The sequence below is a fragment of the Brevibacillus panacihumi genome (genome assembly GCF_003710985.1).
GTDB classification, from domain to species: domain Bacteria; phylum Bacillota; class Bacilli; order Brevibacillales; family Brevibacillaceae; genus Brevibacillus; species Brevibacillus panacihumi.
In genome coordinates, this window is sequence record NZ_RHHT01000027.1 from 59,643 (window position 1) to 86,592 (window position 26,950).

At 51.0% G+C, this 26,950-nt stretch carries 31 protein-coding genes; 17 read left to right on the top strand and 14 right to left on the bottom strand.

The window, feature by feature from the left end:
- Nucleotides 1-46: 46 nt before the first annotated feature.
- The 3 genes from EDM58_RS12775 to EDM58_RS12785 are packed head-to-tail and all read right to left on the bottom strand — an operon-like array spanning nt 47 to nt 3,694.
- A complete protein-coding gene (locus tag EDM58_RS12775; protein ID WP_246000702.1) occupies nt 47-1,222 on the bottom strand; it encodes a Ger(x)C family spore germination protein in 1,176 nt (391 codons plus the stop codon).
- Nucleotides 1,219-2,598 carry a spore germination protein gene (locus tag EDM58_RS12780; RefSeq protein WP_122913677.1) on the bottom strand — a complete coding sequence of 460 codons (1,380 nt, stop codon included), beginning with the start codon at nt 2,596-2,598 and terminating at the stop codon, nt 1,219-1,221. The genes EDM58_RS12775 and EDM58_RS12780 overlap by 4 nt, the downstream gene beginning before the upstream one ends.
- Nucleotides 2,588-3,694, bottom strand: a complete 1,107-nt coding sequence (locus EDM58_RS12785) for a GerAB/ArcD/ProY family transporter (protein WP_246000704.1) — start codon at nt 3,692-3,694, stop codon at nt 2,588-2,590. The genes EDM58_RS12780 and EDM58_RS12785 overlap by 11 nt, the downstream gene beginning before the upstream one ends.
- 137 nt (nt 3,695-3,831) lie before the next feature.
- On the opposite strand from EDM58_RS12785, the gene EDM58_RS12790 reads away from it, so the two are divergent.
- Complete coding sequence (locus tag EDM58_RS12790) at nt 3,832-4,920, top strand: quinone-dependent dihydroorotate dehydrogenase (RefSeq protein ID WP_122913678.1); 1,089 nt, start codon at nt 3,832-3,834, stop codon at nt 4,918-4,920.
- Nucleotides 4,921-4,993: 73 nt separating this feature from the next.
- Here the strand turns inward: EDM58_RS12790 and EDM58_RS25715 are convergent, their stop codons facing one another.
- The gene (locus tag EDM58_RS25715) at nt 4,994-5,143 is read right to left on the bottom strand and encodes a hypothetical protein (RefSeq protein ID WP_183187499.1); all 150 of its coding nucleotides are present in this window, start codon (nt 5,141-5,143) and stop codon (nt 4,994-4,996) included.
- Between the two features lie 136 nt (nt 5,144-5,279).
- On the opposite strand from EDM58_RS25715, the gene EDM58_RS12795 reads away from it, so the two are divergent.
- Nucleotides 5,280-5,954 carry a hypothetical protein gene (locus EDM58_RS12795; RefSeq protein WP_122913679.1) on the top strand — a complete coding sequence of 225 codons (675 nt, stop codon included), beginning with the start codon at nt 5,280-5,282 and terminating at the stop codon, nt 5,952-5,954.
- A 55-nt stretch (nt 5,955-6,009) separates the two neighbouring features.
- Here EDM58_RS12795 and EDM58_RS12800 read toward each other — a convergent pair whose 3' ends face one another.
- Nucleotides 6,010-6,495, bottom strand: a complete 486-nt coding sequence (locus tag EDM58_RS12800) for an immunoglobulin-like domain-containing protein (RefSeq protein WP_122913680.1) — start codon at nt 6,493-6,495, stop codon at nt 6,010-6,012.
- 193 nt (nt 6,496-6,688) lie between these two features.
- On the opposite strand from EDM58_RS12800, the gene EDM58_RS12805 reads away from it, so the two are divergent.
- From EDM58_RS12805 to map, 3 genes are all read left to right on the top strand, one after another.
- Nucleotides 6,689-6,904, top strand: coding sequence for a WYL domain-containing protein (locus EDM58_RS12805; protein ID WP_122913681.1), 216 nt, complete (start codon nt 6,689-6,691; stop codon nt 6,902-6,904).
- Nucleotides 6,894-7,124 carry a LexA family transcriptional regulator gene (locus tag EDM58_RS12810; protein ID WP_122913682.1) on the top strand — a complete coding sequence of 77 codons (231 nt, stop codon included), beginning with the start codon at nt 6,894-6,896 and terminating at the stop codon, nt 7,122-7,124. The genes EDM58_RS12805 and EDM58_RS12810 overlap by 11 nt, the downstream gene beginning before the upstream one ends.
- A gap of 110 nt (nt 7,125-7,234) precedes the next feature.
- On the top strand, nt 7,235-7,984 hold the full coding sequence (gene map, locus EDM58_RS12815) for a type I methionyl aminopeptidase (protein WP_122913683.1): 750 nt from the start codon (nt 7,235-7,237) through the stop codon (nt 7,982-7,984).
- 47 nt (nt 7,985-8,031) lie between these two features.
- Here the strand turns inward: map and glnA are convergent, their stop codons facing one another.
- The gene (glnA, locus tag EDM58_RS12820; RefSeq protein ID WP_122913684.1) at nt 8,032-9,450 is read right to left on the bottom strand and encodes a type I glutamate--ammonia ligase; all 1,419 of its coding nucleotides are present in this window, start codon (nt 9,448-9,450) and stop codon (nt 8,032-8,034) included.
- Between the two features lie 229 nt (nt 9,451-9,679).
- On the opposite strand from glnA, the gene EDM58_RS12825 reads away from it, so the two are divergent.
- From EDM58_RS12825 to EDM58_RS12835, 3 genes are read left to right on the top strand one after another with little or no spacing between them, the layout of a single operon-like run.
- Complete coding sequence (locus tag EDM58_RS12825) at nt 9,680-10,609, top strand: ketopantoate reductase family protein (protein ID WP_122913685.1); 930 nt, start codon at nt 9,680-9,682, stop codon at nt 10,607-10,609.
- A 49-nt stretch (nt 10,610-10,658) separates the two neighbouring features.
- Entirely contained in the window at nt 10,659-11,597 is a 939-nt protein-coding gene (locus EDM58_RS12830; RefSeq protein WP_122913686.1) for a 4-hydroxy-3-methylbut-2-enyl diphosphate reductase, read from the top strand.
- Between the two features lie 8 nt (nt 11,598-11,605).
- Entirely contained in the window at nt 11,606-12,823 is a 1,218-nt protein-coding gene (locus EDM58_RS12835) for an MFS transporter (RefSeq protein ID WP_122913687.1), read from the top strand.
- Here the strand turns inward: EDM58_RS12835 and EDM58_RS12840 are convergent.
- Entirely contained in the window at nt 12,813-13,202 is a 390-nt protein-coding gene (locus tag EDM58_RS12840) for a cupredoxin domain-containing protein (protein ID WP_122913688.1), read from the bottom strand. The genes EDM58_RS12835 and EDM58_RS12840 overlap by 11 nt on opposite strands.
- Before the next feature lie 187 nt (nt 13,203-13,389).
- Here EDM58_RS12840 and EDM58_RS12845 point away from each other — a divergent pair, with 187 nt between their 5' ends.
- From EDM58_RS12845 to EDM58_RS12855, 3 genes are read left to right on the top strand one after another with little or no spacing between them, the layout of a single operon-like run.
- Entirely contained in the window at nt 13,390-13,731 is a 342-nt protein-coding gene (locus EDM58_RS12845; protein WP_122913689.1) for a PadR family transcriptional regulator, read from the top strand.
- 5 nt (nt 13,732-13,736) lie between these two features.
- On the top strand, nt 13,737-14,429 hold the full coding sequence (locus EDM58_RS12850; RefSeq protein ID WP_122913690.1) for a permease prefix domain 1-containing protein: 693 nt from the start codon (nt 13,737-13,739) through the stop codon (nt 14,427-14,429).
- Entirely contained in the window at nt 14,416-14,973 is a 558-nt protein-coding gene (locus tag EDM58_RS12855) for a DUF4825 domain-containing protein (protein WP_122913691.1), read from the top strand. The genes EDM58_RS12850 and EDM58_RS12855 overlap by 14 nt, the downstream gene beginning before the upstream one ends.
- Nucleotides 14,974-15,013: 40 nt before the next feature.
- Here the strand turns inward: EDM58_RS12855 and EDM58_RS12860 are convergent, their stop codons facing one another.
- The 3 genes from EDM58_RS12860 to EDM58_RS12870 all read right to left on the bottom strand — a co-directional run bounded on the left by EDM58_RS12860 (nt 15,014) and on the right by EDM58_RS12870 (nt 17,358).
- Nucleotides 15,014-16,021 (bottom strand): inorganic phosphate transporter, encoded by a 1,008-nt coding sequence (locus tag EDM58_RS12860; RefSeq protein ID WP_023558402.1) that lies wholly within the window; start codon nt 16,019-16,021, stop codon nt 15,014-15,016.
- Nucleotides 16,022-16,041: 20 nt separating this feature from the next.
- Nucleotides 16,042-16,659, bottom strand: a complete 618-nt coding sequence (locus EDM58_RS12865; RefSeq protein ID WP_023558401.1) for a DUF47 domain-containing protein — start codon at nt 16,657-16,659, stop codon at nt 16,042-16,044.
- An 81-nt stretch (nt 16,660-16,740) separates the two neighbouring features.
- Nucleotides 16,741-17,358, bottom strand: a complete 618-nt coding sequence (locus EDM58_RS12870) for a LysE/ArgO family amino acid transporter (RefSeq protein ID WP_122913796.1) — start codon at nt 17,356-17,358, stop codon at nt 16,741-16,743.
- Nucleotides 17,359-17,492: 134 nt separating this feature from the next.
- Between EDM58_RS12870 and pdxR the strand changes: the two genes are divergently transcribed.
- Entirely contained in the window at nt 17,493-18,947 is a 1,455-nt protein-coding gene (gene pdxR / locus EDM58_RS12875) for a MocR-like pyridoxine biosynthesis transcription factor PdxR (protein WP_122913692.1), read from the top strand.
- Between the two features lie 50 nt (nt 18,948-18,997).
- Here pdxR and EDM58_RS12880 read toward each other — a convergent pair whose 3' ends face one another.
- Both EDM58_RS12880 and EDM58_RS12885 read right to left on the bottom strand, forming a co-directional pair.
- Complete coding sequence (locus EDM58_RS12880; RefSeq protein ID WP_122913693.1) at nt 18,998-19,330, bottom strand: spore coat protein; 333 nt, start codon at nt 19,328-19,330, stop codon at nt 18,998-19,000.
- A gap of 12 nt (nt 19,331-19,342) precedes the next feature.
- Nucleotides 19,343-19,648, bottom strand: coding sequence for a ferritin-like domain-containing protein (locus EDM58_RS12885; RefSeq protein WP_122913694.1), 306 nt, complete (start codon nt 19,646-19,648; stop codon nt 19,343-19,345).
- A 287-nt stretch (nt 19,649-19,935) separates the two neighbouring features.
- Here EDM58_RS12885 and EDM58_RS12890 point away from each other — a divergent pair, with 287 nt between their 5' ends.
- The 5 genes from EDM58_RS12890 to EDM58_RS12910 all read left to right on the top strand — a co-directional run bounded on the left by EDM58_RS12890 (nt 19,936) and on the right by EDM58_RS12910 (nt 25,173).
- Nucleotides 19,936-20,694 carry an ATP-binding cassette domain-containing protein gene (locus EDM58_RS12890; protein ID WP_122913695.1) on the top strand — a complete coding sequence of 253 codons (759 nt, stop codon included), beginning with the start codon at nt 19,936-19,938 and terminating at the stop codon, nt 20,692-20,694.
- Between the two features lie 17 nt (nt 20,695-20,711).
- Nucleotides 20,712-21,926 carry a M24 family metallopeptidase gene (locus tag EDM58_RS12895; protein WP_122913696.1) on the top strand — a complete coding sequence of 405 codons (1,215 nt, stop codon included), beginning with the start codon at nt 20,712-20,714 and terminating at the stop codon, nt 21,924-21,926.
- An 11-nt stretch (nt 21,927-21,937) separates the two neighbouring features.
- Complete coding sequence (locus EDM58_RS12900; RefSeq protein ID WP_183187500.1) at nt 21,938-22,966, top strand: aliphatic sulfonate ABC transporter substrate-binding protein; 1,029 nt, start codon at nt 21,938-21,940, stop codon at nt 22,964-22,966.
- 32 nt (nt 22,967-22,998) lie between these two features.
- Nucleotides 22,999-23,745, top strand: coding sequence for an ABC transporter permease subunit (locus tag EDM58_RS12905; protein ID WP_122913698.1), 747 nt, complete (start codon nt 22,999-23,001; stop codon nt 23,743-23,745).
- A 96-nt stretch (nt 23,746-23,841) separates the two neighbouring features.
- Nucleotides 23,842-25,173 carry an LLM class flavin-dependent oxidoreductase gene (locus EDM58_RS12910; protein ID WP_122913699.1) on the top strand — a complete coding sequence of 444 codons (1,332 nt, stop codon included), beginning with the start codon at nt 23,842-23,844 and terminating at the stop codon, nt 25,171-25,173.
- A 45-nt stretch (nt 25,174-25,218) separates the two neighbouring features.
- Here EDM58_RS12910 and EDM58_RS12915 read toward each other — a convergent pair whose 3' ends face one another.
- Together EDM58_RS12915 and proC are read right to left on the bottom strand one after the other, a co-directional pair.
- On the bottom strand, nt 25,219-26,040 hold the full coding sequence (locus tag EDM58_RS12915) for a hypothetical protein (RefSeq protein ID WP_122913700.1): 822 nt from the start codon (nt 26,038-26,040) through the stop codon (nt 25,219-25,221).
- A gap of 63 nt (nt 26,041-26,103) precedes the next feature.
- Complete coding sequence (proC, locus tag EDM58_RS12920; RefSeq protein WP_122913701.1) at nt 26,104-26,946, bottom strand: pyrroline-5-carboxylate reductase; 843 nt, start codon at nt 26,944-26,946, stop codon at nt 26,104-26,106.
- Nucleotides 26,947-26,950 lie beyond the last annotated feature (4 nt).

Here is a 26,950-nt window from a genome sequence, read left to right on the forward strand (position 1 = left end):
AAGCTGCTTGCTCCCGTGTTGGGAGGCAGGCAGCTTTTTTGTCTCTTTAGGGCAGCATATTATCGGGATAGTCATACCACTTCATCTTCATTTTTCCTGAATCGCTCAAGTACAGTTTGACGGTAAGCCCTGCGATCGCGTCCTTGGACAGCCTTCGTTTGTGATTTTTGGCAAATTCCTTCCAGGTCTTGTTTTTGTATTTCTGCAAGTACGATTCCAAACCGTATATGTCTGCTCCTTTTGCAAGCGCTTTGGCAAATGTGCTTTCAATCTGTTCTCTGACCTGATGTTCCGCATTTTGTTTGATGAATGCAAGGGATACATCGCTCAAGAGCTCACGAACAAAGCCTCTAAGATGGACGGTTATATGAAAGCGGGGGTTGCTGCCATCTGAAACGTTTTTTACATCCAGTTTGACATGTTGAATGCGAAGAGTGGCCTTGGGTACACTCTTTTCGCGAACAACCAAGCCTGAAAAGACGGTGCGCGGATTCATCCAGCGAAGACCGAGCAAATCCTTGCTAGGATGAAATTGATTCCATTTTCCGCGGTAGATCGCGTGAACGCCGTCCAGAGTGAGCCGCGAAAGGTTTTTTTCATTTTCCTTCCAGGAGTGCTTGTAGACGGTGATATTGGGCAGCAGGACCGTATTGCTCGGCTCCCAGAAGCGAGAAGCAAATTGGTAATACTGAATCGGTTCGATAAAGGAGCGTTCCCGATATAGGTCGTATGGTTCATGCAAGATGGACACAAGCGGAGAAAATCCGAAAGCCGAATGGTCGCTTAACAACTCGGTCAGGGATTCTCTCGTGCCATATACCCATTTTGTATAACGGAGCAGCCCGTAACGGTTCAAAATATCAAAGGTGGGCAAAATTTCCTTTTTCAATAGACGCTCGTGAAAAATCAGTGCGGATACGAACCCGGAGAATTGGGGGATCTGTGAGTTTTTTTGCATATTGTCAATTGCATTTTGCAAGGTATCACCGCGTCCAATCGAGATGATGGAGGGAGTAGGGGTGTTTCTTCCTCCCTTTTCCTGCATGGCAACCGTACTCAGATCGACGGATTGCGCATAGACCACGTAGTCCCCATCGACAAAATCGAGACCCAGAGCAGACAAATAGCGAAGATTCTGGATTGCCTTTTGATCCCAGCACCCGCTGATAAAGGCCAATGAAAAGAGCAGCATCAGGCAAGCGGCAAGCGGGCGCTTCATCATTGCTTTCCTCCTTTTTGACGGGGACTTTTAAAAATATGGATCAAGGGAGCAAACAGCATTTTTCCGAGCGTCACTATAAAATTCGATGAGTTGTGCAAGACATAGGGTCTTCCCAAAGAAGAGAGTGTCGACAAATAGTAGACGATGATCAGAATGCTCATGATGAACCCGTACATGCCGACAATCGAGGAGAGAAGAAAAACCCCCACTCTCGCCACGGTGACGGCTCCGCTCAAGGATTGGTTGATCAGGGTAAAGGAAGCGACGATCGTCAGCGAGCCTACGAACAGCATGGATGGGGAGGTGATTCCCGCGCGAATGGAGGCATCGCCAATTATCAGCGCACCGACCAAGGCAAGCGTCTGGCCGACTGTTTTGGGCAGACGGGCCCCGGCTTCACGCAAGAATTCAAAGATAAAGAGAATGCCAAATAGTTCCATGGGGGCAGAGAATGGCAGCCCCTGCCGCCCCTGCGTCACAGTTGCCAATAATTGGAGCGGGAACTCCTCGATGTTGTAAGCGGCAAGTGCGATCCAGAACCCAGGGAGAAAAATCGCAATGAAGATGCCGCCCAAACGAAGGATGCGCTCCAGCCAAACGAAGATAATCGGATACTGATCGTCCTCCGGGGACTTGATTTGCTCCAGCAGGGCTACCGGGGCGATCAGCCCAATGGGTGATCCGTCGACCAGCACCAGGATTTTTCTTTCCATGAGCATGTAGATGGCGTAGTCTGGCCGGCCCGTATAGTCGACGAGAGGAAACAAGGAATAGGTGTGGTCACTCAGTTTTTGTTCCAGAACCGCACTGTTGACGATTTTTTTATTGCGGCAGTCGAGCAGTCTTTCCCGCATCATATTCACGGCGTCAGGCGGTGCAGCATCCATGATGTAGAGCAGCGCGACCTTGGTATGAGATCGAGTACCCAGGACGAACGCTTCATAAGCGAGAGAGGTCGTGCGCAGACGTTTGCGAATCAAGGCTACATTGACGGAGAGGTCCTCCACAAATCCGTCTCGCGGGCCCTTGATCGAGACCTCGGTATTGGGTTCCTCTGTAGTGCGTTGCGGCCGGTTGGAAATATCCCAGGTAAACGGAGGGGATTCGCCGGGGAAAATAATCAGGTCCCCTGAAAACAGGCGTTCATTCCATTTTTCTTGATCATCGTCCAGCTGATGCAGCGGGAGTGTTCGCAAATCCCCTTTTGTCAGGGCATGGTGGAGTCTGGGCAGGACGGTTTTTTGCATATGAGCGGTATCTGCCATACCTTCGCAGTACATGAGGAGAATGGGCTGATTTTCGCTGGTAACCAGCCGAAGAAAGTTTACGTCGGCACAATGCGCATAAGTGTCCCGCAACGTGGCTTCACGATCCATGGTTGGTATCCCTCTTTCGGTTACGGTTGCTCAAGACAAGCCCTGCTATACAAAGCGTAATCACGAGGATGAGTGTCATGAAAAGAGGGTAGTACACCTTGCTCAAGAAGGTCATAAAATGCATGTCGCTGAAAGGCAAGCTTGTGAATGCAATCATGCTGAACCCCAAAAACACCAGCGTGTAGATTTTTTTGTGGGGATTGATGATTTCCATCAGCTCCACCATTAAAAAAAGGCATAACGAGATGCGAATGAAAGAACCGGAGAGCCATTGGTAGATTGCAAAAAACTCCATGTTTTCGAAGTTTTTGCCGATCGACAGCAACCGCCACTGTTCAAAGGCTGGAAACCGCTGGCGTGTTGATTCGATAGGCCCAAATTCAGCAATCGCGCCGGTCAGTGGGCTCAGGGTCAGGACAATCGCTATGATCAGCATGGCGATGTAATGAGCAAGACGCAACGGCTTTCTGACGTGATGCTGGAGCAGGAGCACGATGATCATCTCGGTAAATCCGCCGCCGACGTACACCAATCCGTGGAGGACAGGCTCCATCCCGTTTTGCAAAAAGGGAAGAAGCAGGGTGTAGTCCTTTTTGGGTATATTGCCAAAGGCAATGAAGAAGCCGAGGATGGAGACAAATGGCAAAATGACTCCTGACGTGATACCCAAAGGGGAAATGCCCCCGTAAGCAGCAATCACGCAAAACACAACGAGCACGAGAGCGGTAAACCATTCCGGTGTGCGAGGCAGGTAATTGACTGTTGTCCACGTCTGCGTGTCGATGAGGTGAACCAGGGCCATCATGTATAAGGCAAAAACGACAGGTCCTAGCAATAGATTTCTGGCCCATTTGCTCTGCGTTCGTTTGATCCATGCATGCAGGGATTCCTGGCGGAGGTGCGAGGTGATAAAAGCGAGAAGGCATGCCCATCCCACAAAGGGAATCGCGCCAATCAGGACGGAAAGCCAGGCGTCACGCCCTGCCGCACTCAACAATAAGGGAATGACGGTGACGTGATTGGTGATTCCAACTGTAAGCATGAACAACATGATCGTTTGTCCGATGCCGATTTTTCCGTCCAGTTTCATCTGCATGCTGTCACCCTCCAGTCGCTGGTAATGATAGCGTTTGCCTGATCAATTGGAAATATGTATCGCGCATAAAGGTTACTCTCGCCGAGAAATTATGTTATCCTACGTGAAGGAAAACGCGGTAAGGAGTGCAGCCTACGATGTATCCATTACTACGAAAATACCTTTTCCGGCTCGATCCGGAAGAGATTCATGAAAAGACGATTCATGCTTTGAAACTGGCAGAGGAGTCAGGCGTGGGCAAGCGGATGCTGAAAATGCTCTACGGAGTCTCGGATGAACGGTTGAAGACCGAACTCTGGGGCCTGACATTTCCCAATCCGGTTGGACTCGCAGCCGGATTTGACAAGAATGCCGAAGTGTATCACGCGCTTGCAGCCATTGGTTTTGGCTTTGTTGAGATTGGAACTTTGACGCCTCAGGGACAGCCGGGCAACCCCAAGCCAAGACTATTCCGCCTTGCCGAGCATCAGGCTGTGATCAACCGAATGGGCTTCAACAATCACGGAGCCTATCTTGCAGGGAAGAACCTGATCGATTACGCGTATTCGGAAGCCCCGGTCGGCATCAACATCGGGAAAAACAAGACGACACCGAATGAAGAAGCGGCTAGCGATTACAGCAAATGCCTGGACATGCTGTATTCTTACGGCCACTACTTCGTGATCAACATCAGCTCTCCCAATACGCCCAACCTGCGCGATCTGCAAGAGACGCAAAGCATGCGCAACCTGGTGCGTGCCATACGGGAAAAAGCAGCAGAGCTGGAAGCGCGCGGTGCGAGAAAAAAACCGATTCTCCTCAAGGTAGCGCCAGACATGTCGGACGAGCATATGCGCGATGTCGTTCAGGCCGCAGTAGAGGAGGGCATTTCCGGCATTATTGCCACCAACACCACGCTCTCCCGCGAAGCCGTCCAGAATCACCCCAATGCGAATGAGACGGGCGGTTTGAGCGGAAGACCGTTGACGGAGCGTTCTACGCAATGGGTGAAGGAAATTTATCAGGAAGTCGGAGATAAAGTGCCTGTGATCGGGGTAGGGGGCATTTTTACCGGTGAAGATGCCTACCAGAAAATACGGGCTGGCGCCAGCTTGGTCCAGGTCTACACGGGGATGATCTACCAGGGGCCTGGCATTGCCAAGCAGATTAACAAAAAGCTGCTCGAGCTCATGGCGAAGGACGGTTTTACCCACATCAGTCAAGCAGTTGGCGTCGACGCCCGATAATAGCAAATGCCAGATCCCGCCCCAGTCCAAAACGGATTGGGGTGGGATCTGGCAAGTTCATACACGGTCGCTCTTACGGTTCTACCTTCAAGCCTTCCAGCCAGTCAGCATAACAGGAGTCGCAGAGTAGCTCGTCCCGCTCTTCTGTTCCTTGGAAAAACGTGATCAAGTGGGCAGAAGGAGACTCATGTTCACAGTGGTAACAACGATATACGGACGACATGCCGATCCTCCTTGGAGCAAATAATAGCGATGCGTTATTTATTTTCCCCTCGTTTTCCCTGAACATGTAGGAAAAACCCAGTAACAATCCGCTTGCCAGTACGTCTTAGTTCATGTAGGGACTATGGAAAAAGTTGGTGAGTGGATTGAAGCGTTTTGCCTTTCTGTTGATCTTCACCAGTATGCTCGTAATGGGGTGTACAACAGCCAGCGATCGAACCTTTGAGATCATTTCGCAAGAGGAAGAACCTGCATCAGAACCCGTAACTACGGTAGAATCGGTAACTACGGTAGAACCCGTAACTACAAAAGAACCCGTGCCTGCAGGAGAACTCTCTCCGAAGCCGAAGGATGTCCCTGAACAGGTTGAGCAGAAGAAGCTCCTCTTGGACCAGGAGTTTCTGCCCCGTCTGGCGCGGAATGAAAGCAATGGATTCGATGTATCCATCGGCATGACGAAGGATGACGTCATCGCGAAGTACGGACAGGTCACAAGGGTGGAGGTTTACGAAGGGGGCATCTACTACGCGTTTGAGAAGCTCCCGGAAGGCATTTTTTACTTTGACAACAAAAATCGTGTTTACGCCATCCATCTGAGTGCCACTCATTTGAGCGAAACCAATCTGACGAGGATCATTGATGCGCTGGGTCCACCAGTTGAACAGGGGGAAAGCCTGGTAGATGGCGATTACACGCTTTTCTACAAAGCAGGGGATAATGAGGTCTTCATCAGTGCGGAGAGCTCAGAAGCCAGTGTGGATAAAATAAGGATAATCAATAAAAAAATGTTGAATGATTGCCGCTCATGTTAAAAAAGACCGATGCTTTTCCATTACGGAAGAGTATCGGTCTTTCTTTTTCTTATTCCTATTTAGCTGGTTCTTTGACATGAAACACTGTCGCCAGTACGATTTCTTTCCCGTCTAAGTAAAGTTTTTTGATGATCCTGTATTCGCCCGGTGGAAAGCTGTAGTCAAAGGATGCTGCTTCAACTGTTCCCTGATATGCCTTTCCCGGCTCCAGTTCGATCCCGATCGAGGGAATACCATGATCCTCCCTGAAAGGAACGACGTGCCAGACACCCTGCTCAAGTTTGTCGACCTCGAATTCAACTCCAAAATGGATCGTGCCGGGTCCCGAATTTTTCACCTCGAATGGGATGGTGTCAAGTGGAGCTTCGTACTCTGCTTTCTCCAGATGCAGATCCACGCTGATCTCTGGATCGGTATAGGAGCTGGATAGCTCGCCGTACCCTGATGGTTGGGACAATTTGGTTAAGGGTTCCGGAGAACAGGCAGTTGTGAACAAGGCAACTAGGGCAGCAAAAAAGAGAGCCATTATTCTCTGGGTCATGTGGGAAGACCTCCTTTATCAATAAGACGGCCGAAGCGGGTATCTGTTTCTTCGCAGGTTTCTTTTTTTGCTGCCGTGTATATCCTGGAAAGTAGAGAATACCGCTTTAGGAGCTGGAACAAATTTCACTTGATAAACGAACTTGTGTTCCCATATAATACAAACAAACGTTCTGCTTTCGGAGGCGAACAACATGAGCAAACAATTGCAACGTGCGATTGCACGCAAGCAACAGATTCAAATCATCTACCTTGGCCGTACAGGCCAGGCTACACAGCGCATCATCCGGCCGCTGGAACTCACGGGCGACCGGCTAAAAGCATACTGTCTTTCTCGCAGAGCACCGAGGGTCTTTCACATTGCCAACATCCTGGCGATTCAACCGGTGGTGAGCATGCGTGTTGTCTGACATCGAACGAAAGGTTTTGCGTGTGATCGCCAACTATTCGGCCGGTCGCCGACGCACCCCCACGATCGACGAGCTGTGCATCAAAACAGGGCGCAATCGCGGAGGAATCATGACAGTGCTGGAGGTGCTGGTCCGGGAAGGTTATATTGAATGGCAGCGTTCGCTGCCTGATCAAATCGTCGTACTGGAGGCATGGGAGCGCAAGGGTGGAGTCCGCTGACCGTGAAATGCCCCCGATTACTTGAAATATTTGCGGGGAACAGTAAAATCAAGTTGTGCGGTTTGCTTATCGTAATGATCGGGGAACGAGCAAAAAAGGGGGGAATCAGAATGTCAATTGAGAACGAAAAGGACTTGGAAGGGCTGCGCAAGATCGGGAAAATCGTTGCAGAAGCAAGAGAAGCCATTCTAAAAGCTGTCCGTCCTGGAATTACGACAGCGGAATTAGACGAGATTGGCGGCAGCATACTCAACAAGTACGGCGCAAAGTCTGCTCCTCAAGTGGAATACAACTTTCCGGGATACACCTGCATAAGTGTAAATCACGTGGTTGCGCATGGCATTCCAGATCGTACGGTCCTGCAAGAAGGGGATTATGTAAATGTGGATGTTTCCGCAGTATTGGACGGGTACTATTGCGATACAGGTGCATCCATCGTAGTGGGACGTGAAGCAATGAACACGAAGGATGATTTATGTCGTTGTGCAGAAGAGTCTCTTTATCTCGCGCTCGAAAAGGTGAAAGCGGGAGGGAAGCTCAACCAGATTGGCCGTGCTGTGCAGAACGAGGCGAAAAAAAGAGGCTTTACCGTAATCAAGAATCTTACAGGCCACGGGATCGGAAGAAAGCTTCATGAGGAGCCGGACCACATCTGCAACTACTACGATAAATCTGACACCCGCTTATTAAAGGAAGGATGGGTGTTGGCGGTAGAAACCTTCATCTCTACGGGTGCAGAATACATTGACGAAGGTTCTGATGGATGGGCGTATATCACTCCGGACAAGAGCCTGGTAGCCCAATATGAGCATACGGTAGTAGTCACAAAGGATAAACCCATCATTTTAACGGCTATATAATGCGATAAAGGAGCCCATCTCAGAAGAGAAGGGCTCCTTTTTGCTCCTTACAGATCATAATACAGTTCGTATTCCTTCGGAGTGACAGTGCGTTCGACTTGTTGGATCTCGTCGCGCTTGAGAGAAATCCAGCTATCGATCAGATCCTTGGAAAATACGTCGCCTGCCAAAAGGAATTCGTGGTCTTGCTCCAGTGCGCTTAAGGCTTCAGCCAATGAACCAGGCAAGCTCTTGATTTCATTTTTCTCTACGTCAGACAGGTCGTAGATGTTTTTATCAAGCGGACCGAAGCCCATTTCCCGCGGGTCCAGCTTTTTCGCGATGCCATCCAGTCCAGCCATCAGCATGGCGGCAAAGGCCAGGTAGGGGTTCGCGGTGGAGTCAGGTGTGCGGAACTCGATGCGTGATGCTTTCGGTGTTACCGCAGCTACCGGAATTCGGACGGCCGCAGAGCGGTTGCCTTTGGAAAAAACCAGGTTGACCGGAGCTTCATAGCCGGGAACCAGACGTTTGAATGAGTTGGTGCTCGGGTTGGTCAGCGCGATCAGTGCAGGTGCGTGATGAAGGATTCCCCCGATGTAATAGAGCGCGGTTTCGCTCAGATTGGCGTAAGCGCCTTTTTCAAAGAATAGGGGAGTATCGCCGTCGAACAGGCTTTGGTGGACATGCATGCCCGAGCCGTTGTCGCCGACGATGGGTTTCGGCATGAAGGTAGCGGTTTTGCCGTGTTTGGCCGCGACGTTGCGCACGATGTATTTGAACAGGAGCAGATTGTCCGCCGTGCGGGTCAGGGTGTCAAAACGGAAGTTGATTTCTCCTTGCCCTGCTGTAGCTACCTCATGGTGATGCCGCTCGACCTTGAGGCCGGTCTGTGTCAGCAATGTGCACATCTCGTTGCGGATATCGGCTTGGGTGTCAGTTGGCTGTACAGGGAAGTAACCGCCTTTGTTGCGGATTTTGTAACCCAGGTTTTGTCCTTCTTTGCCTGAGTTCCAGTAGGCTTCCTCGGAATCGACGTGATAGAACGAACCGGACGGACCGGATGCGTAGCGGACGTGGTCAAACAGGAAGAACTCGGATTCAGGACCGAAATAGGCGGCGGTAGCAATGCCCAGGTCTTTGAGATAGGCTTCCGCTCTCAGGGCGATACCGCGGGGATCGCGATCATAGGGGGTGTTGTCGGGATTGAAGATGTTGCAGACGATGTTTAATGTTTTCTCTTCCACAAAAGGGTCGATGAAGGCTGTAGCCGGATCGGGCATGGCAACCATGTCGCTTTCCTCGATGGATTTATAACCTGTCAGACTGGAACCATCGAAAGCTACCCCGTAGAGGAAGGTATCCTCGTCTACGGCATAGGCAGGAACCGTGACATGATGCTGACGGCCGAGCAAATCAACGATGCGAAAATCGACGTACTTGATGTCTTCCGATTCAATAGTGGACAAGATTGTTTTCATATCCATGTAAAAAACACCTCTATTCGCGAATTATTTTCCGGAACTTCCCCTTATCGTTCGTTCCTTATCCTTTTTTCTATGTTTGGATTATAACGACCCGATAAAACGTTCGTCAAGAGTTTTTGTTACATTTGATGTGAGAATATATGACATAATATGAAGTAGTGTTGCAAATCGTTCCTTTTCTGTAGAATGGAGACAAGCGACTACGGAATATGAAATGGAGGAGAGACGGATGAAGGTACTGGTTCTGGGGGCAGGTGCGATTGGCGGTTATTTTGGGGGACGTTTGGCGCTGAGCGGTGTCGATGTGACCTTTCTTGTTCGGGAGCGTCGGCGTCAGCAGTTGCAAGAACGCGGTTTGCGGATCGAAAGTGTGCATGGGGACGCGATTCTGGAAAATCCGCAACTGATTGCGGCAGGAGAAGAGGCCGGGGAATTTGATGTCATCCTCTTGTCCAATAAAGCCTATCATCTGGCAGACAGCATCGATTCGATAGCTCCGTATGTAGGTGAGCAGACTGTCATCATACCGTTGCTCAACGGCTTTGCGCACATGGAGACGCTGTGGGAGCGCTTCGGCAAGGAACGGGTCATGGGCGGGCTTTGCTACATTGAATCGACCTTGAATGCGCAGGGTGACGTCGTGCAAACCAGCAAGAACCATGACGCTGTCTTCGGGGAGTGGGAAGGCGGAGAAAGCGAGCGCGCCTTGCGGATCCAGGAAGCCTTTTCGGGGATCAACGGGAAGTTTCGGGCAAGCAGCCACATCCAGCGGGAGGTTTGGCACAAGTATCTGCTGATCACGACGCTTTCCGGAGTCACGACGCTGATGAATTCGTCGGTCGGTCCAATCTACTCGACGCCATCCGGGCTGGAGCTGACCTGGAAGCTGGCGGAAGAAGTGGCGTTGGTCATGCGCTCCCTGAAAGCGCCGCTCGATGACGACATAGTGGACAAACAAATGGAGCAATTCAAAAAAACACATGCCGGCATGAAATCCTCCATGCTGCGGGACATGGAAAAAGGGCTTCCCGTTGAAGCGGATCATCTGCAAGGCTATCTGTTAAAGCGAGCCCAAGAACTGCAGCTCTCCACTCCGCTGCTTAAGGTGGTATATACCAATCTGAAGGTATATGAACAGAAGCGGGGAGACGCAAAATAAGGTATAATGGTCGAAGAACAAGTCATTTGATAAATGAGGAGGGGCTGAGATGGAAGTCATCAAGATTTCCCCCCGCGGATACTGTTATGGTGTCGTGGATGCGATGGTTTTGGCAGTCAAGACCGCTCAAGACGCCAACATGCCGCGTCCGATTCACATATTGGGTATGATCGTACACAATGCGCACGTCGTGGAGGCGTTTGAGAAGCAAGGAATCAAAACGCTGGACGGAGAGGACAGAATGGCTCTGCTGGATCAAATCGACGAGGGGACCGTTATTTTTACGGCTCACGGGGTTTCGCCAGAGGTGCGCAAAAAAGCGCGGGACAAGGGCCTGACTGTTGTGGATGCGACATGTCCGGACGTGACCAAAACCCACGATTTGATTCGGGAAAAAGTCGAAGAAGGCTACCACGTGATCTACATTGGCAAAAAGGGTCATCCCGAGCCAGAGGGGGCGATCGGCATCGCGCCGGATCATGTGCACCTGGTGCAAAAGCTGGAGGATCTGGATGCGATCGGAGAGGTGCCCGCAGACAAGCTGATCGTGACCAACCAGACGACCATGAGCCAATGGGATGTCAAGCATTTAATGGAAGCCATCGTGGAACGTTTTCCGCAGGTGGAGGTCCACAATGAGATTTGCATGGCTACACAGGTTCGGCAGGAAGCTGTGGCTGCCCAAGCGGGAGAGGCAGACCTGTGCATCGTCGTCGGCGATCCGCGAAGCAACAACTCCAACCGCCTGGCACAAGTCTCGGAGGAGATTGCCAACGTACCGTCCTACCGGATTGCGGATCTGTCCGAACTGGACATTGAATGGCTGAAAGGGAAGAAGAACATCGCGGTGACGTCTGGTGCTTCGACGCCTACGCCGCTGACCAAGGAGGTCATCAGCTTTTTGGAGCAGTTCGATGAATTCAACCCGGCCACATGGGAGAAGAAACGTACGGTGAACATGGCAAAAATTTTGCCCGCAGTTAAATAGGAGACGCTATGCAAACACAATTTGACCGCCAAAAAAGCAGCGCTGGGAGCAAGCTGGTACATCTCAGCGCTCTTTATCTGTTCATTTACTATGGACTTGGGGCGTTTACCCCCTTGATCATGCAGTATTACCAGTCGATCAACCTCACCGGAACGCAGATCGGGCTGATCAGTGCGACTACCCCGATCGTCTCGATTGTGACCCAGCCGCTCTGGGGAATGATTTGCGACAAGTTTCAGATCCGCAAAGGCGTGCTTGTCCTGACACTGCTTGTCTCCGGATTGATCGGCCTGCTGTTTCCAGCGGTTTCCACCTTTGCGCTAGTCCTGATTTTGTATACGCTGCTATCTGTGTTCCAAAGTGCTGTTGTTCCCGTATCGGACAGCATCGCTCTCGGCTACGTAAAAAAATATCAGCTGCAGTTCGGCGACATCCGCATGTGGGGCGCGATTGGCTTTGCCCTGGCCGCTTTTGTAACGGGCCTTTTGATTGAAAAATGGGGTCCGTCGGTCATTTTCATCTCTTACTTTGCAGCCATGGTTGCCGCGATCCTGTTCCTTCAGCGTGTGCCGGTGGAAACGGCCGCTGCTCCGAAATTTACGACGAGCATGCTGGCGGGAATCAAAGACCTGCTGAAGCTGCCGCGCTTTCTGCTCTTTCTGGCGGCGTCCTTCTTCGTATTTGGCTCGATTAATGCCAACAACATCTGGTTCTCTTTGTACTACCAGGAGATTGGCGGGACGGTAGCGGGTGTCGGGCTTGCTTTTCTGCTTTTTGCCGGGAGCGAAGCCCCGTGCATGAAGCTTGCCGGCTATTGCGCACGGCGCTGGGGACTGGAGCTGACCATCTTGCTCGCTGCCAGCGTCTCCGCCGTTCGCTGGTTCTGGTACAGCTCAGCACCCAGTACAACCGCTGTCATTGCGCTCTTTTTCATACAGGGGATATCCGTCGGCTTTTACCTCGCTACAGCCGCTCAGTTTGTTCGGGAGAATACGCCGGCCGCTCTGCAAGTGACGGCATTGGCGCTCTTTTTCTCTGTCGGACACGGACTCGGCACGATGCTGTGCAATCTCACGGCTGGCTGGATCAAAGATACATATTCTACGCTATCCATCTATTTGTTTTTCGGCAGTGTGACCATCTTGGGACTGATCCCCTTGCTGCTCATCCGCTTCGGACCGTGGAAAGCAGTCGAGGAAAAAGAAGACGTGGGAGTTACTGGATAATCAGCATCCCCTGGAATCCGGTCTCGGGGTAGCCGGGTGTGTCCGAGACGAAGGCATAGCTGCCCTTTTTTCGGGCTGAGAATTGCAGAAGGGCTGACTGGCTTGGCTGTAACTCGCTGGATGCAATTTTCAGATCGCGGATGGCCAAATTATGCGGTTTCAGATCCGTGTTGACGATCATCAGCGAGACGAGATCCCCTTCGCGAACGGTGATGCGGTTGGGCAGAAAACCGGCATTGGAAATGGTCACAGTCTGGGTCCGTGTTGCGGCAGGAAAGTGGGTATGTACCTGTACGGATCGATGCATCGCCAAAAGTCCTGTGATCATCACGAGTGCCAGGAACGGATAGCCCAACTGCTTGAACCGTCGAAAGTGCATTCCTATCGACTCCTTTTGCGCATGATGCCATGGTGTTTGTATGATTAGGCTGTCCCTGCAAGAGGAGAGATAACCAAAAAAGAAGGATGCGAAAAAGTCCCTGATGCTCAATGGGGACTATTTTTTTGTATATTACTTTGTCATACATAGTAATATGTGGTACGTTATACTCTGCGAGGTGATTTAGATGCGCGACAGCAGCATAAGCAGTGACCTGATCCGCGGCCATATCGATACGATTATTCTGCGGATTTTATGCGAAGGCGACAATTACGGGTACGAGATCATCAAGGCCATTCTGCGAATCAGTGAAGGCCAGTACGAATTGAAGGAGCCCTCCTTGTATACCAGCTTGAAACGCCTGGAGGGACAAAAGCTGATCTCCTCTTATTGGGGAGATGAGAGCCAGGGCGGCAGGCGCAAGTATTATCAGGTCACCCTGCTGGGACGGGAAGCCTATGAACAATCACTGGAAGCCTGGAAGGTAGCCAGAGAGCTTATCGACAAGCTTTTGGAGAGAAAGGAGTAATCACAATGGACCCATTACAACGTCACGTGCAGGTTTTGTTTCGGAAATACAACCGGGGCGCCAGCAAACAGATTGAGGAATTGAAGCGCGAGGTGCTGAGCAATCTGGAGGCGAAGGTAGCTGATCTGACAGCAGGTGGAATGGATCGCGAGGAAGCCATCGCACAGGCTACCGCAAGCATTCCGTCGGTAGAGCATCTGATCGATGACAACCGGAGCGTCTACGTCAACCAGTATAGCGTCGAGTACGTCCAAATCGCGCTGCTGTACGCGCTGATTGCCTGGATCGTCTCCATGCCGCTTCGGGTCGTCGGGACAGGAGCAGTGATCCATTCCTTGTTTTTTGTGATCAGCTTGCTCATTGGCGCAGTCTACCTGGTGTTGCTTGTACGTTTGAGAGATCAGGCATTTCGGGAGAAGAGGGCTTTCTTGAACATGCGGTTCGCCTATAGCCTGCGAAAAAAGGGCTGGTGGCTTTGGGCTGTTTTCATCCTTGTCTCCGTCCTTTATACAACGGCGGTTCGATTTGGCAGCAACATCTGGTTCTGGCGCGAGGTGCAGATTTCAGGTCCGTACCAATTCGCGGAAATGGCGATCCCGTATATCTTGCCTTTTTTTAGTCTGATCGTCCCGTTGCTGCTTCACGTCTCACCTAAGTTGATGATGAAATACGAGGTGGATGAAGATGAATTGGCGTAATAAAGCGATTCTTTTGCTCCTGCTGATCGGGGGTTTTCTCTATGCGGTGATTCAAGGGATTGTCATCCCGGCTAACGAGGAAAAAGCAGAGCAGTACCAACGCGAGCAGCAGGAGCCATGGACGCATGATCTAAAAAGCGTTCTGCCCTATAAAAATCCGTACATGGGGAATGCAGGAAATCTGATCAACTTGTTTGCGCATCTGCCGCTGAATGAGTTGGAGCGTACCTATGAGCTGGAATCGGATCGATTTACTGTGAATCTGCACTACAAGGAAGCCGCAGGGGAAATCGGCATGAAAGAATTGAAAAGAAAGCTGCTGTACAATTCCCTCGCAGCTTTCGCCTTGATCGACAATCTCCAGGTTGTTCACTATCATTTCACCGACACGACGTTGACGGCGAGGCGGGCAGATGTGGAGCGAATCTTCCCGGGACCTTTGGCCGAATTGCTGAAGGAGGAGCGCTGGCAGGAGGATGTACAGAAGAAATGGGCGGACGAGGAGTTCCTTGAGAAAAGCGTGGAGACGGTATTTGGAGGGTAGCAGCCCTGCAGAAAATGCCTGCAAGGGCTGATCTACAACACTACAGAAAAAGGGCCAGCACTAAATAAAACAAGGCTGCAATGATCGCGGAGATCGGGAGAGTAATAAACCAGGTGATGACAATTCGCTTGGCTACTCCCCAATTGACGTTTTTGAAGCGTTTGGCTGCACCTACACCCATGATGGCCGAAGAGATCACATGAGTGGAGCTGACGGGCAAGCCAAGCTGAGTAAAGCTGAAAATGATTGTCGAAGAGGTAAGGTCTGCAGTCGCTCCGTTGATCGGCTCGATTTTCGTGATCTTGCCTCCGACAGTCTTGATGATTTTCCACCCGCCTACAGAAGTTCCCAGACCCATTGCCAATGCGCAGACAAACTGAACCCAAAACGGGATATGTGAGGCATCCTGTTGTACATTGGCCGCCACCAACGCGAAGACGATGATGCCCATCGCTTTTTGGGCGTCGTTGGTACCATGTGTAAAGGATTGCAGAGCGGCAGTGAGAATTTGAAAATAGCGGAATCCTCGATTTACCTTCACGGGAGGAGTCGACACCCGGCTAAACAGCAGGTAGAGCAAATTCATCAGAACATAGCCGACTACGAGTGCGATGATGGGGGACAGGATCAGGGCTTTGAAAATATCCATAAACCCGCTCCAGTTGACTTGTCCCCATCCCGCTGATGCAATGACAGCTCCGGCGAGCGAACCGATCAAGGCATGGGACGAGCTGCTGGGAATTCCGTACCACCAAGTCACCAGGTTCCAGGTGATCGCGGCCAGCAAAGCGGCAATGACGACCAGTACGCCAAAGTCCAACTGTGCCGGATCAGCGATTTTTCCGCCGATGGTCTTGGCTACCCCAGTGAATGTGAGAGCCCCGATGAAATTCATGGAGGCGGCCAGGATGATGGCGATTCTAGGGGGCAAGGCTTTTGTCGAGACTGTTGTTGCGATTGCATTCGCCGTGTCGTGAAACCCATTGATAAAATCAAAGGAAACAGCGAGCAGCACAACCAGGACCACTAATGTGAGACCCGTTTCCATAGGGCATGTTTCTCCTTCTCTTAGGTGTTTCCCATGATCACGGTTTCCAGGACATCCGCTACATCCTCGCAGCTATCCGTTACCTCTTCCAGCAGCTCGTAGATTTCCTTGTATTGCATGATGTGTATGGCATCTGATGAATTCTTGAACAATCCCCGCACGCTGCTTCGCAGCAGTTCATCGCCTTGGCTCTCCAGCTCGTTGATGCCGATGATGTACTCTTTCATCGCAGAAAGCTTTTGTTTTTGCAACAGCTCGAGCGCCAGTACAATTTGCTTGGTCGACTGCTCGATGATCTCGGCAAATTGGATCATCACTTCATCGCCCAAGGTGATATCGAACATATACAGACGGGCTGCGCACCCCTCCAGACCGTCGAGAACGTCATCGAGCTTGATAGCCAGCTCCATCACATCTTCCCGTTCGATAGCGGTAATGAAAGTCTTGTTGATCCGCACGATGATCTCGTGAATCAGCTGATCGCCTTTGGACTCGAACTCCTTCATCGTGTTGGCGAAGCTTTCCACTGATTCCAGGGACCGGACCTTGTACTGATTGAAAAAAACGGCTGAGTCGTGGACGTTTTGGGCGATCAGGAGAAGATCATCCAAGAGTGGGTCTGATTTGGTAAAAAGCATAGGGACCTCTACCTTTCGAGAATGACTCTGACTAGGAGTATTGTCGGTGGAGAGGAGGTGGATTATGCACCAAAATGCCATTTATCGCGTGAAAAGCCCCCAGGCCATGTACAGGGCGACACCCCACATGATACAGGCAGAAGCGATGTTCAGCCCGCGAAGGAATCGGCCGGAACGATCCAGTTCACCCATCAGCCGACCTGCCAGGCACAAACCGAAAAACCAGAGGCAGGAGACAGCGATGCAGGCGATCGTAAAACCCCATTTCGGTGCTCCGGCGTAGCTGAGCGAGCTGGTGCCGATGACCCCGATCGTGTCGAGAATCGCGTGAGGATTGAACAATGAAACGGATGCGGCAAAGATCACTTGTCTTCTGGGAGAAAACTGTACGGCCTTTTGCTCGTTTTCCGAGGAAGGCTGGCTGCGCCAGGTGAGGTAGCCCATGTACAGCAAAAAAAGGATCCCGATGGCATACAGCAGCGTTTTCAGCCAGGCTACAGAAAGGACGACGAGCGATACCCCAAGAACAGCCAAAAGGATCAGGATGGTGTCGCATAGCGCGGCTGTCAGGACGACAGGCAAAGCGCGCCATAAGGTAGGCTGAAGCGCCCCCTGTGTAAAGACAAAGACGTTTTGTGCCCCAAGCGGCAGGATCAGTCCGAATGCGAGCAAGAATCCATGTAGAATAGCTTCAATCAATTTTTTTCCCTCCGATGATTGCGAACAGCGTTCTTTTTTTTCATTATCGCTTCTGCTCGAACGTCTGTCTCCAGCCAATTGGTTTGCCTCTACCCCAACCAATTCGTACAATACAGATAAGAGGAGGGATCGAGATGCTGTCGATTGACTGGAAGCCTGACAAATCATCAGATATTGCCGTCTACAGGCAAATTGTCGCGTATATCAAAGAGAAAATAGAGACAGGAGAATGGCCGGTCAATAGCAAGCTCCCAACTCAACGAGCCTTGGCATCTGCAATGGGAGTAAACCGCAGCACGGTGGTCACAGCCCTGGATGAGTTAAGAGCGGAAGGGCTGATCGAATCGACAGTCGGAAGCGGGACGATGGTGAGCAATAATACCTGGTCTTTGCTTTCGGCGACACCTCCGCCAGATTGGATGAGCTATGTCCAGGCAGGGACGCATCCGCCCAATTTGCCGACGATTCAGGAGATTAATCGCCTGGAGCCAGACCCCAGCTATATACGGCTGGGTACAGGAGAGCTATCTCCGTCTTTGATACCCCTGGAAAAAATGAATGAGATGATGAGGCGCGCAGGGAAAAACATGACTTCGTTGGGGTATGCGGAGCCAAAGGGCTTGCTTCCCCTCAGGCAGGCTGTCAGCCAGCATCTGCGGGGAAGGGGGATCGAGGCTTCTCCGGCCTCCATTCTGATCGTTTCAGGAGCGCTGCAGGCCTTGCAGTTGATCACCCAGGGACTCTTGCACCCCGGCTCGACGATTTTGGCAGAGCGTCCCTCATACCTGTACTCTCTGCCGCTGTTCCAGGCATCCGGCCTGCGGCTGGTCGGGGTGCCGATGGATCAGGACGGGATGATTCCCGAGGCTTTGGGGCATAAGCAACAGGCACAGCGGGCAGCATTGCTGTATACAATCCCTGCTTTTCACAATCCGACGGGACGTTGCATGTCTGTGAAGCGTCGGGAGCAGTTGATGGCTGTATGTGAACGCGACCGCTTGCCGGTGCTCGAGGATGACGTGTACGGGGAGTTGTGGCTGGATGAGCCGGGGGCTGCGCCGCTGAAGACAAGAGATCCCCAGGGCCAGGTCCTTTACCTCGGAAGCCTGTCCAAGACTCTTTCTCCCGGTTTGCGGATCGGCTGGCTCGTTGGACCGCAGCCCGTGATTGATCGCCTGGCTGATGTGAAGATGCAGACAGATTACGGGGCGAGCGGGCTTTCTCAATGGGTGGCGGCCGAATGGCTAAGCGGAGCATGCTACCAGCAGCATTTGCAGGAGGTGCGCGAGGCTTTGCGACATCGGCGCGATCAGATGTGCCATTGCCTCCAGCGATGGTTCGGCGACATCGCCATTTGGGAAAAACCGCGGGGCGGCTTCTACGTATGGCTGCAGCTTCGCCACGCCCTGTCGATGCGCGCTTTGTTTGATCGCGCCTTGAAGCAGGGCATCCTGCTCAATCCTGGCTATATCTACGATCAGAACGACAGCCGTCACCTCCGACTGTCCTACTCCTATGCAGATGTGGGGGAAATGGAAGAAGCCATGTATCGACTGGCTGTCTGTATCAAAGACATGATGCGGAAATAAGCAAACAAGAACATCGGGCGGGATGTTCTTGTTTGCTTTTCTGTTGAAGATTACTGATAAGGGAACTGGCTGGAATAGCCGCTGAACTGCTGGTAGGCTTGCTGCAGCTTTTGTTCTTCCTCTGCCTCCAGTTTGTACCAGCCCTTGCGGAACATGAGGTCGTACGCCTCCCGTGCTCCCTGGTGGGTCTCGATCAGGATCTGCATCATGTCCTGGTGAAGCTTTTGATGGCTGGCTTCACGCACGGCTATGTTCAAGCTGTCCGTCAAATATTTGCAGGTGGCCAGGCAGTCGTTGAGAAAGTCGCGGTCATTCATTTCAGGCGTTTTCACTTGCGGCAGGCTGCCGGACTGCGGGTTCGCGATCTGGTTTTGGTTTGGCATAGGATCTCCCCCTTACTGCATCTGCTGCTGTTGCTGGGATTGGGTTTGAGGAAGCGTGGCCATGATTGCCGCATTGTTGTTTTGCAGGTGGCCAAGCAGGATCTGGTAATGCTTTTGGTGCATCCGTCCGGCCTTCTCCAATTGCTGCTTCACTTCCGGATCTTTGGCTTGCTGCGCAAAAAAATGCAGCTTTTTGAAGGCGAGCAGGTTCCAAGACAAGGCGTCCTTCAAATAACTGCAGTCCTTCGTCGTGATGACCTGTGGAGGTTCGGGAATCGGCACTTGCGTCGATTGCATCGAAGACAGCATAGATGGCATCAGACTGCTCCTTTCATGAAGTAATACACGTATAGCATGAGCAACATGCAGATAAGTATCCTTGCGGGGAGGATGTAAAAAGTACCGAGATGCCGTCATACAAGCGAAACAACGCTCGGGGAGCTGCTCGCGGTGCGAGAGCCCGCTGTAGGTAAATGGCAGGTGGAGGACACTGCATGATGATTTTGTAATTGACAAATGGACGATTCACGACAATAATCATAGTAATTCGCTAGGGATAGTATAGATAAAAGTCAGCATAGTCTACGTGATAGGAGGTGCAGAGCATGGACTCGACACAAAGGCAGGGTGTACATCTAAAAATAGAAGGCCTGAAGAAAAGATTCGGCGACGTAGAAGTACTAAAGAATATCCATCTGGAGATTCAAGCAGGCGAATTTATCGCGATTGTGGGGAAGAGCGGATGTGGAAAAAGCACGTTGCTTCGTCAAATCGCCGGTCTTGATACTCCGAGCGAAGGTGTCATCTACCATGACCATCATGAATTGCGGGGGCTCCATCCAGATTCCAAAATCATGTTTCAGGACTCCAGGTTGCTCCCTTGGTTAAAAATCCGAGACAACGTCGGGCTTGGTTTGACCGGAGACTGGCAGGGGAAGGCGGATTGGGCGTTAGAACAGGTAGGATTAGCAAATCGCGCGAATGAATGGCCGTCCGTTCTGTCAGGTGGTCAAAAGCAAAGAGTCGCCTTAGCCCGTGCTTTGGTAAGTGGTCCACGTCTGCTTTTGCTAGACGAGCCGCTGGGAGCGCTAGATGCGCTTACTCGGATCGACATGCAAAGGCTGATCGAAAATCTCTGGAGAGAACAAGGCTTTACTGCAATCATGGTTACGCACGACGTCAGTGAAGCTGTTGCATTGGCAGATCGGGTGATTTTGATTGAAGCAGGTGAAATTACGCTAGATAAAAAGATCGCCTTGTATCGACCGCGCGAGCGTGGAAATGCGATGTACGCGGAGCTGGAAGGAACGATTTTAAACAGAGTTTTGGGAAAAGTAGAAAAAGTCGAGACCTTCGCGATCTAGAAGAGAGGAGAATTCTGATGACAGTTGTCGGAAATAAACAAATTACGAGAAATCAGAATGAGATACAAGCCAAATTGCAAAGGGAGCTGAAGAAGCATAACATTGATGTCCTATTGTTGACAAAGCAAGAGAGTATTTATTATGCAACCGGGTTTTCCAGCAGATTTCTTGGTTTGATGAAAAAACCCGGCGTTGCTTACGCAGTCGTACCGGCTGAGGGGAGCATAAAGCTGATCGTAAATGATTTTGAAAGGCAGGCAGCCGAGTATCAGACAACGGGTGTAGATATTGTGAAGTACAACTCCTGGATTTTTATCGAGGATGATTCGCAGGAAGCCTCTACCCTCAAGAAAACGGCAGAAATGAATCTGGGGCAGTCATTCGATATCGCAGTCGATGCGATAAAAAGCTTCAAGGAGGATCCAGTTCTTGCTGTTGAGCGCAGCAGTTTGACATGGGATGACGTAGAACGGCTTTCCGCGATTTTTGGTCGTGAGCACATTGTGGATGGAACGCTCCCTTTCAATAAAGCGCGTTCGATCAAGACAAAATGGGAAATAGAAGTGTTGCGCAGAGCGGCCCAGATTGCAGAAGAAGCCTTTTATTTGACTGCGAAGGAATTACAACCAGGACACACAGAGGTAGACGTGCATGCGATTTACAAAAAGCATGCCTATGCCCTCGATAAACATGTAACGGAAGCGCTTATGATCAGTTCGGTCGGTCCGAACTATTCGGCGGCTGCAATCCCGCGCGATTACGTGTTGCAAGCAGGGGACATCGTGCGTTTGGATGGTGGCGTTACGTACTTTGGCTACCAATCCGATATTGCACGCACGTTCGTGGTTGGTGGACTGGCAACCCCAAAACAGGAGGAAAAATATCAAGCCATCCTCGCCGGGTTTAAAAAAGGCCTTTCACTCATCAAACCAGGAGTTAGGTTTTCGGAGGTTTTTGAGGTCACACAGAAAACGGTTCAGGAGACAGGGATACCGCAGTATGCTCGCGGTCATGTTGGACACTCCATCAGCGTGGATACCTTCATCGAAGAGTATCCGTTGATTTCGCCGGAAAGCGACTGGGTGTTTGAGGAGGGCATGGTACTTTGTTTTGAATGCCCGTATTACAGCACGACAGGCGGATATAACGTAGAAGATACATTTGTGGTTACCGCAGATGGCATCGATTTGTTTACAAACGTAAATGAAAGCTTACATTGGGTATCACGATGAGGGGTAGAACAATGAAAACAACATCCAGAAAACTATTTTTCATCTCAGCCATGGTTTTGGTTTTGCTGTTGACGGCATGCTCCGGTAACAACGCGTCGTCGAACCCATCCACCGGAGGTACAGCACCGGATTCAACGAAAAAAGATTTGGTCGAGATTAAGTTAGGCTATCAAAAAGGGATGCCATTGCTCAGTCTTTTGAAAGAAAAAAGCAACTTGGCACAGCGCCTGGAGGCTGAAGGATTCAAAATTTCCTGGAATGAGTTTTCTGCTACACCAGCCATGCTCGAAGCCATGGTAGACGGAGGCATCGTGTTTGGTGGTGGCGGAGCGACAGGCAGCATCTACGCGCAACAAGCGGGGCGCTCATTTGTCCGCATCGGTGCTCAAACTGGCGTATCGGGCGGATCGTCCATCATTGTTCGAGGCGACTCGGATATTCAATCTGTGAAAGATTTGAAAGGGAAAAAAGTAGTGGTTTCGAAGGGAACGACGCAGCATTACATGCTTGTTCGCGCATTGGAAAAAGAGGGGCTCAGCGTGAATGATATTCAGCTGCAGTTTATCAATCCTGCAGAGGCTTTCTCCGCATTTGGCAGCAAAAATTTTGATGCGTGGGCAATCTGGGACCCGTTTACGGCAGAGGCTGAGGCGTCGTTTGATGCTCGCGTGATCGCGGACAATACTTCTGTATTTGGGGATAAAGCACCCCTCGAGGGCGAGAATCTCTATTACGCAGAGCGCAAATTTGCCAATGAACACCCCAATGCGATCAAAATTATTCTTGATGAGCTCGCGATCGTAGGAAAGTGGGCAAACGAGAATACAGATGAAGCCGCAAAAATCCTGGCCAATCTATACAGCTCCAATGCAGATATTTTAAAGGTGGTAGAAGAGCGTGGAGGAACACGTGAAATTCTGCCCATGAGTGAAGCTACAATCGAACCGCTGCAAAATATTTCCGACTTTTTCTATGAACAAGGAGTCATTCCAGAGAAATTGAATGCTTCTGACGAAAACTTCAATTGGTTCGTCAAGTAAGTGGACAGTACCCAGAGGGAGGTAAGGATGCAGTGAAAAAAGGCAAATGGATTCCTTTCATAATCCCTCTCCTCGTCTTGATCATTTGGTACATAGCAACTGAATTTGCTTGGGTGGATACGAAGCTTTTTCCTAGCCCGGTAGCGGTATTGACGGCATTCTTCAAATTGGCGCTAAGCGGGGAGCTTTTGGCACATACGTGGGCAAGCTCACAACGGGCTTTTACCGGGCTGGTGATTGGCGTCGCAATCGGCATGTTCTTCGGACTTCTGAACGGTTTGTATCCGATAGCAGAAAAATTTTTGGATTCAACTCTTCAAATGATCCGTAATATTCCTCATTTAGCGTTGATTCCGGTTGTGATCATTTGGTTTGGGATAGGCGAAGAGGGCAAAATTTTTCTCGTTGTAGTGGGTGTGTTTTTCCCTGTCTATGTAAACGCCTTTTACGGAATTCGCTCCATCGACAAGGGTCTGATCGAGATGGCGAAAGTGTATGGGCTAAAGGGCTGGACGTTGTTTGCGAAGGTCGTCTTGCCAGGCGCACTGCCTGCGACGCTTGTGGGCGTGAGACAATCATTGGGCATCATGTGGCTGACATTGATCGTCTCAGAGACCGTGGCCGTTGATTCCGGGATAGGCTACATGGCCATGAACGCGCGAGATTTTATGCAAATGGATGTGATTATCCTGAGCATCATGATCTATGCGGCTCTTGGCAAATTATCCGACTTGATTGCCAAAGCCTTTGAAAAGCGCTTGCTTAGTTGGCGGGCTTAAGTTGAATCGGTGTCCCCCTTGTCTTGTTAGCTGGCAACAGAAAAACAACAGGGGGATTTTTTGTGAAGAATGCGGAGCAGATGGAGGGACTCAGCAATGGCAAAAAGACAAATGAGTTTAGGGGTATTCATGATGGGATCCGGTCATCACATCGCAGCTTGGCGCCATCCGAATACGCCGCAAAACGGTTATGAAAATATTGACTTTTACAAAGAACTGGCGAAAATGTCCGAAAGAGGGAAACTGGACATGCTCTTTATCAGTGACGCTCTCTCTTTGACAGAAAAAAGCCATCCATCTGAAATGGTTCGATTCGAGCCGTTGACGTTGATCTCAGCATTATCAGCGGTAACGGAAAGGATCGGATTGGTTGCTACTGTAAGCACAACCTATAACGAACCATTTAACGTAGCGAGAAAATTTGCGTCGATTGACCATTTAAGCAAAGGTAGAGCAGGCTGGAACATTGTAACCTCCTATTACGAAAATGATGCGTACAACTTCAGCAAGTCTTCTCACCCGGAACATGATGAGCGATACGCGATTGCGGATGAATTCGTAGAAGTGGTCAAGAAACTGTGGAACAGCTGGGAAGACGATGCGCTGATCCGCGACAAGGAAGCCGGAGTTTATTTTCAAAAAGGCAAGCTGCACACGGCAAATCATGTAGGAAAATACTTCCAGGTGAAAGGTCCTCTGAATGCTTCCCGTCCCATTCAAGGCCATCCGGTATTGATTCAAGCAGGCTCTTCGCCGCGCGGCAAGAACTTCGCAGCGAAGACAGCAGAAGTCATTTTTACCGCGCAGCAAACGCTGGAGGAAGCACAGGTGTTTTATCGAGATATCAAGGAAACGGCGAAGCGCTTGGGGAGAAATCCCGATCATATCAAAATATTGCCTGGTGTTTCACCGATCGTTGGCAGAACAGAGGAAGAAGCGCGCGCTAAATACGAAGAGCTGCAAAACTTGATTCCCGAGGATATTGGATTGGCTTTTTTGTCGGATTACTTGGGAGGTTTGGATCTGTCCCACTATGATTTGGACAGTGAGTTACCCGATGAAATTCCAGCGACCAACGGAAACCAAAGTCGCCGTCAACTGATCATCGATTTGGCTCGACGGGAGAAATTGACGATACGGCAATTGTACAAAAAAGTCGCTGGTGCACGAGGCCATCGACTCATTTTTGGCTCTCCTGAACAAATTGCCGATCAGTTGCAAGAATGGTTCAACCATGAAGCGGCAGACGGATTTAATCTATTGATCCCATACTATCCAACGCTGTTCGAAGAATTTATTGACCAAGTGATACCCGTATTGCAGCAGCGAGGATTGTTTCGAAAAGAATACGAAGGCAACCATTTGCGCGACCATTTGGGTTTGCCCCGACCTGAATTCTTCGTACCTCAATCGCTGGTTAGCCAATAACAACCAACAAAAAAGACGCGGGTGAATACCCACGTCCCATGAAAACTATTGGACTCCATTTTCCGAAAACTGCAACCCAACTACTTGTATATCAATACTAGCGGGAGCAATGTTCAGGCAATAGCTGATCTCCTCATGCAGCTCTGACTGCAGCGTGCGAATCCGTTCGGGGATATACGAGCCGTAAGGAACCTTCAAGGACAAAGTCAACTCGATTCGCGGCAAATCGTCGAACGATGCTCTTGATTTGACAATCTGCTCCACTTCCTCGTATTGATTGCACACTCCCTGCACCATTTTTCGCAGCACCTGCGGATGAATAATAATGCGGCCACCGGAAAAGGGGGGATGAACCACAGTGGACTCACCGCCAATTTCCTTTTTGGAGGAGAAGATCCGTGTGGCAGAAGAGAGCAGACGCGTAAGGAAATCCTGCTCTACCTCTACGCGGGGAATAGGGATCACGTGTCTGCCCATCGTCTCCCGGATGTAGCGGGCCGCCTCGATGTCTTGGGGGCGTTTGATCGACTCGATGGGAATGTACTCGTCCGGCTCCGCCAGTCCGAGAGCCTCCACGATGCGTTCGATCATCCGCTGCGACGTACCCAGGATCAGCAGGCGCTCAGGAGCGAGCGCAGCGAGCGTTTTGCGGACCTCGCCGGCATGCTCCTTGTAGTGAAAAATAGCGCGTTTGACTGCCTGTATCTTCGTCTTTTCGTACTTGGCGGAGGTACCCGCCACTTTGCGTCCCTGGTAAATCAGAATGCCATCGTCGATGATTGCATCAATCTGCATGCGATGGGCCAATTCCAGTGCGATGGAGCTTTTGCCCGTTCCGCTCGTCCCATACAAGGCGTATATGTTCATGAGAACCTCCGTATTCTTACACAGTTGCATCCAGTATACAACAGGGGAGAGGACCAGCAAAAGCTACCGGTATTGCGCCCCCAGCTCCCGTGAACGCTCTGTCGCACGCAGAATGGCGGAAGAGATAGCCTCCTGGAATTGATACGCTTCCAGAACCTCCAGCCCGGCTTGCGTCGTTCCGCCCGGACTGGTTACCTTTTGGCGCAGGAGAGCCGGCTCCTCACTGGTATCCAGCAGCATGTGCGCTGCTCCCAACAAGGTTTGCAGGGTGAGCTGACGAGATGTTTCGCGGGACAGGCCAGCCTTGGTCCCGGCCCCCACCATGGCTTCGACGAGGTAGTAGATATAGGCTGGGCCGCTTCCGGAGAGTCCAGTGACAATGTCAAGCTCCTCTTCGGCTACGGTATAGACGGTGCCAATCGCTTCAAAGAGCCGGGTGGCAAGCTGCAGCTGAGCCTCTGTGACAAAACGGTTGCAGGCAAGGCCAGTGGCAGACAGGCCGATTGCAGAAGAGGTGTTCGGCATCGTCCGAATGATGGAGCACTCCACACCCAGCCATTCCTCGATCAGGGAAGTGGCGACTCCGGCGATGACAGAGATGACCAGCTGTCCAGGACGGACCGCTCCGCGAAGCTCCATCAGCGCTTCTGCGGCATCCTTGGGCTTTATCGCCAGGATCAGGATGTCGCACGTCTGTACCAGGGCGTGTTTGTCCTGCGTCACTTGTACTGAAAAGGCGCGTGCCAGCTGATCCAGCCGCTCCTGATTGTTCCGGTTGGAGACTAGGATGTGATTCGGGGAGACAAGTCCCTTTTTGATGATGCCAGCGAGCATGGCTTCGACGATGGAGCCTGCCCCGAGAAAACCAATTTGTCCTTCAATGGAACTACCCTGTTGCGGGTTCATAGAT

Coding starts and splice junctions, on each gene's coding strand:
- EDM58_RS12775 (WP_246000702.1), bottom strand. CDS start 1,222: ATGATGAAGCGCCCGCTTGCCGCTTGCCTGATGCTGCTCTTTTCATTG.
- EDM58_RS12780 (WP_122913677.1), bottom strand. CDS start 2,598: ATGGATCGTGAAGCCACGTTGCGGGACACTTATGCGCATTGTGCCGAC.
- EDM58_RS12785 (WP_246000704.1), bottom strand. CDS start 3,694: ATGCAGATGAAACTGGACGGAAAAATCGGCATCGGACAAACGATCATG.
- EDM58_RS12790 (WP_122913678.1), top strand. CDS start 3,832: ATGTATCCATTACTACGAAAATACCTTTTCCGGCTCGATCCGGAAGAG.
- EDM58_RS25715 (WP_183187499.1), bottom strand. CDS start 5,143: ATGTCGTCCGTATATCGTTGTTACCACTGTGAACATGAGTCTCCTTCT.
- EDM58_RS12800 (WP_122913680.1), bottom strand. CDS start 6,495: ATGACCCAGAGAATAATGGCTCTCTTTTTTGCTGCCCTAGTTGCCTTG.
- EDM58_RS12805 (WP_122913681.1), top strand. CDS start 6,689: ATGAGCAAACAATTGCAACGTGCGATTGCACGCAAGCAACAGATTCAA.
- map (WP_122913683.1), top strand. CDS start 7,235: ATGTCAATTGAGAACGAAAAGGACTTGGAAGGGCTGCGCAAGATCGGG.
- glnA (WP_122913684.1), bottom strand. CDS start 9,450: ATGGATATGAAAACAATCTTGTCCACTATTGAATCGGAAGACATCAAG.
- EDM58_RS12825 (WP_122913685.1), top strand. CDS start 9,680: ATGAAGGTACTGGTTCTGGGGGCAGGTGCGATTGGCGGTTATTTTGGG.
- EDM58_RS12830 (WP_122913686.1), top strand. CDS start 10,659: ATGGAAGTCATCAAGATTTCCCCCCGCGGATACTGTTATGGTGTCGTG.
- EDM58_RS12835 (WP_122913687.1), top strand. CDS start 11,606: ATGCAAACACAATTTGACCGCCAAAAAAGCAGCGCTGGGAGCAAGCTG.
- EDM58_RS12840 (WP_122913688.1), bottom strand. CDS start 13,202: ATGCACTTTCGACGGTTCAAGCAGTTGGGCTATCCGTTCCTGGCACTC.
- EDM58_RS12845 (WP_122913689.1), top strand. CDS start 13,390: ATGCGCGACAGCAGCATAAGCAGTGACCTGATCCGCGGCCATATCGAT.
- EDM58_RS12850 (WP_122913690.1), top strand. CDS start 13,737: ATGGACCCATTACAACGTCACGTGCAGGTTTTGTTTCGGAAATACAAC.
- EDM58_RS12855 (WP_122913691.1), top strand. CDS start 14,416: ATGAATTGGCGTAATAAAGCGATTCTTTTGCTCCTGCTGATCGGGGGT.
- EDM58_RS12860 (WP_023558402.1), bottom strand. CDS start 16,021: ATGGAAACGGGTCTCACATTAGTGGTCCTGGTTGTGCTGCTCGCTGTT.
- EDM58_RS12865 (WP_023558401.1), bottom strand. CDS start 16,659: ATGCTTTTTACCAAATCAGACCCACTCTTGGATGATCTTCTCCTGATC.
- pdxR (WP_122913692.1), top strand. CDS start 17,493: ATGCTGTCGATTGACTGGAAGCCTGACAAATCATCAGATATTGCCGTC.
- EDM58_RS12880 (WP_122913693.1), bottom strand. CDS start 19,330: ATGCCAAACCAAAACCAGATCGCGAACCCGCAGTCCGGCAGCCTGCCG.
- EDM58_RS12885 (WP_122913694.1), bottom strand. CDS start 19,648: ATGCCATCTATGCTGTCTTCGATGCAATCGACGCAAGTGCCGATTCCC.
- EDM58_RS12890 (WP_122913695.1), top strand. CDS start 19,936: ATGGACTCGACACAAAGGCAGGGTGTACATCTAAAAATAGAAGGCCTG.
- EDM58_RS12895 (WP_122913696.1), top strand. CDS start 20,712: ATGACAGTTGTCGGAAATAAACAAATTACGAGAAATCAGAATGAGATA.
- EDM58_RS12900 (WP_183187500.1), top strand. CDS start 21,938: ATGAAAACAACATCCAGAAAACTATTTTTCATCTCAGCCATGGTTTTG.
- EDM58_RS12910 (WP_122913699.1), top strand. CDS start 23,842: ATGGCAAAAAGACAAATGAGTTTAGGGGTATTCATGATGGGATCCGGT.
- EDM58_RS12915 (WP_122913700.1), bottom strand. CDS start 26,040: ATGAACATATACGCCTTGTATGGGACGAGCGGAACGGGCAAAAGCTCC.
- proC (WP_122913701.1), bottom strand. CDS start 26,946: ATGAACCCGCAACAGGGTAGTTCCATTGAAGGACAAATTGGTTTTCTC.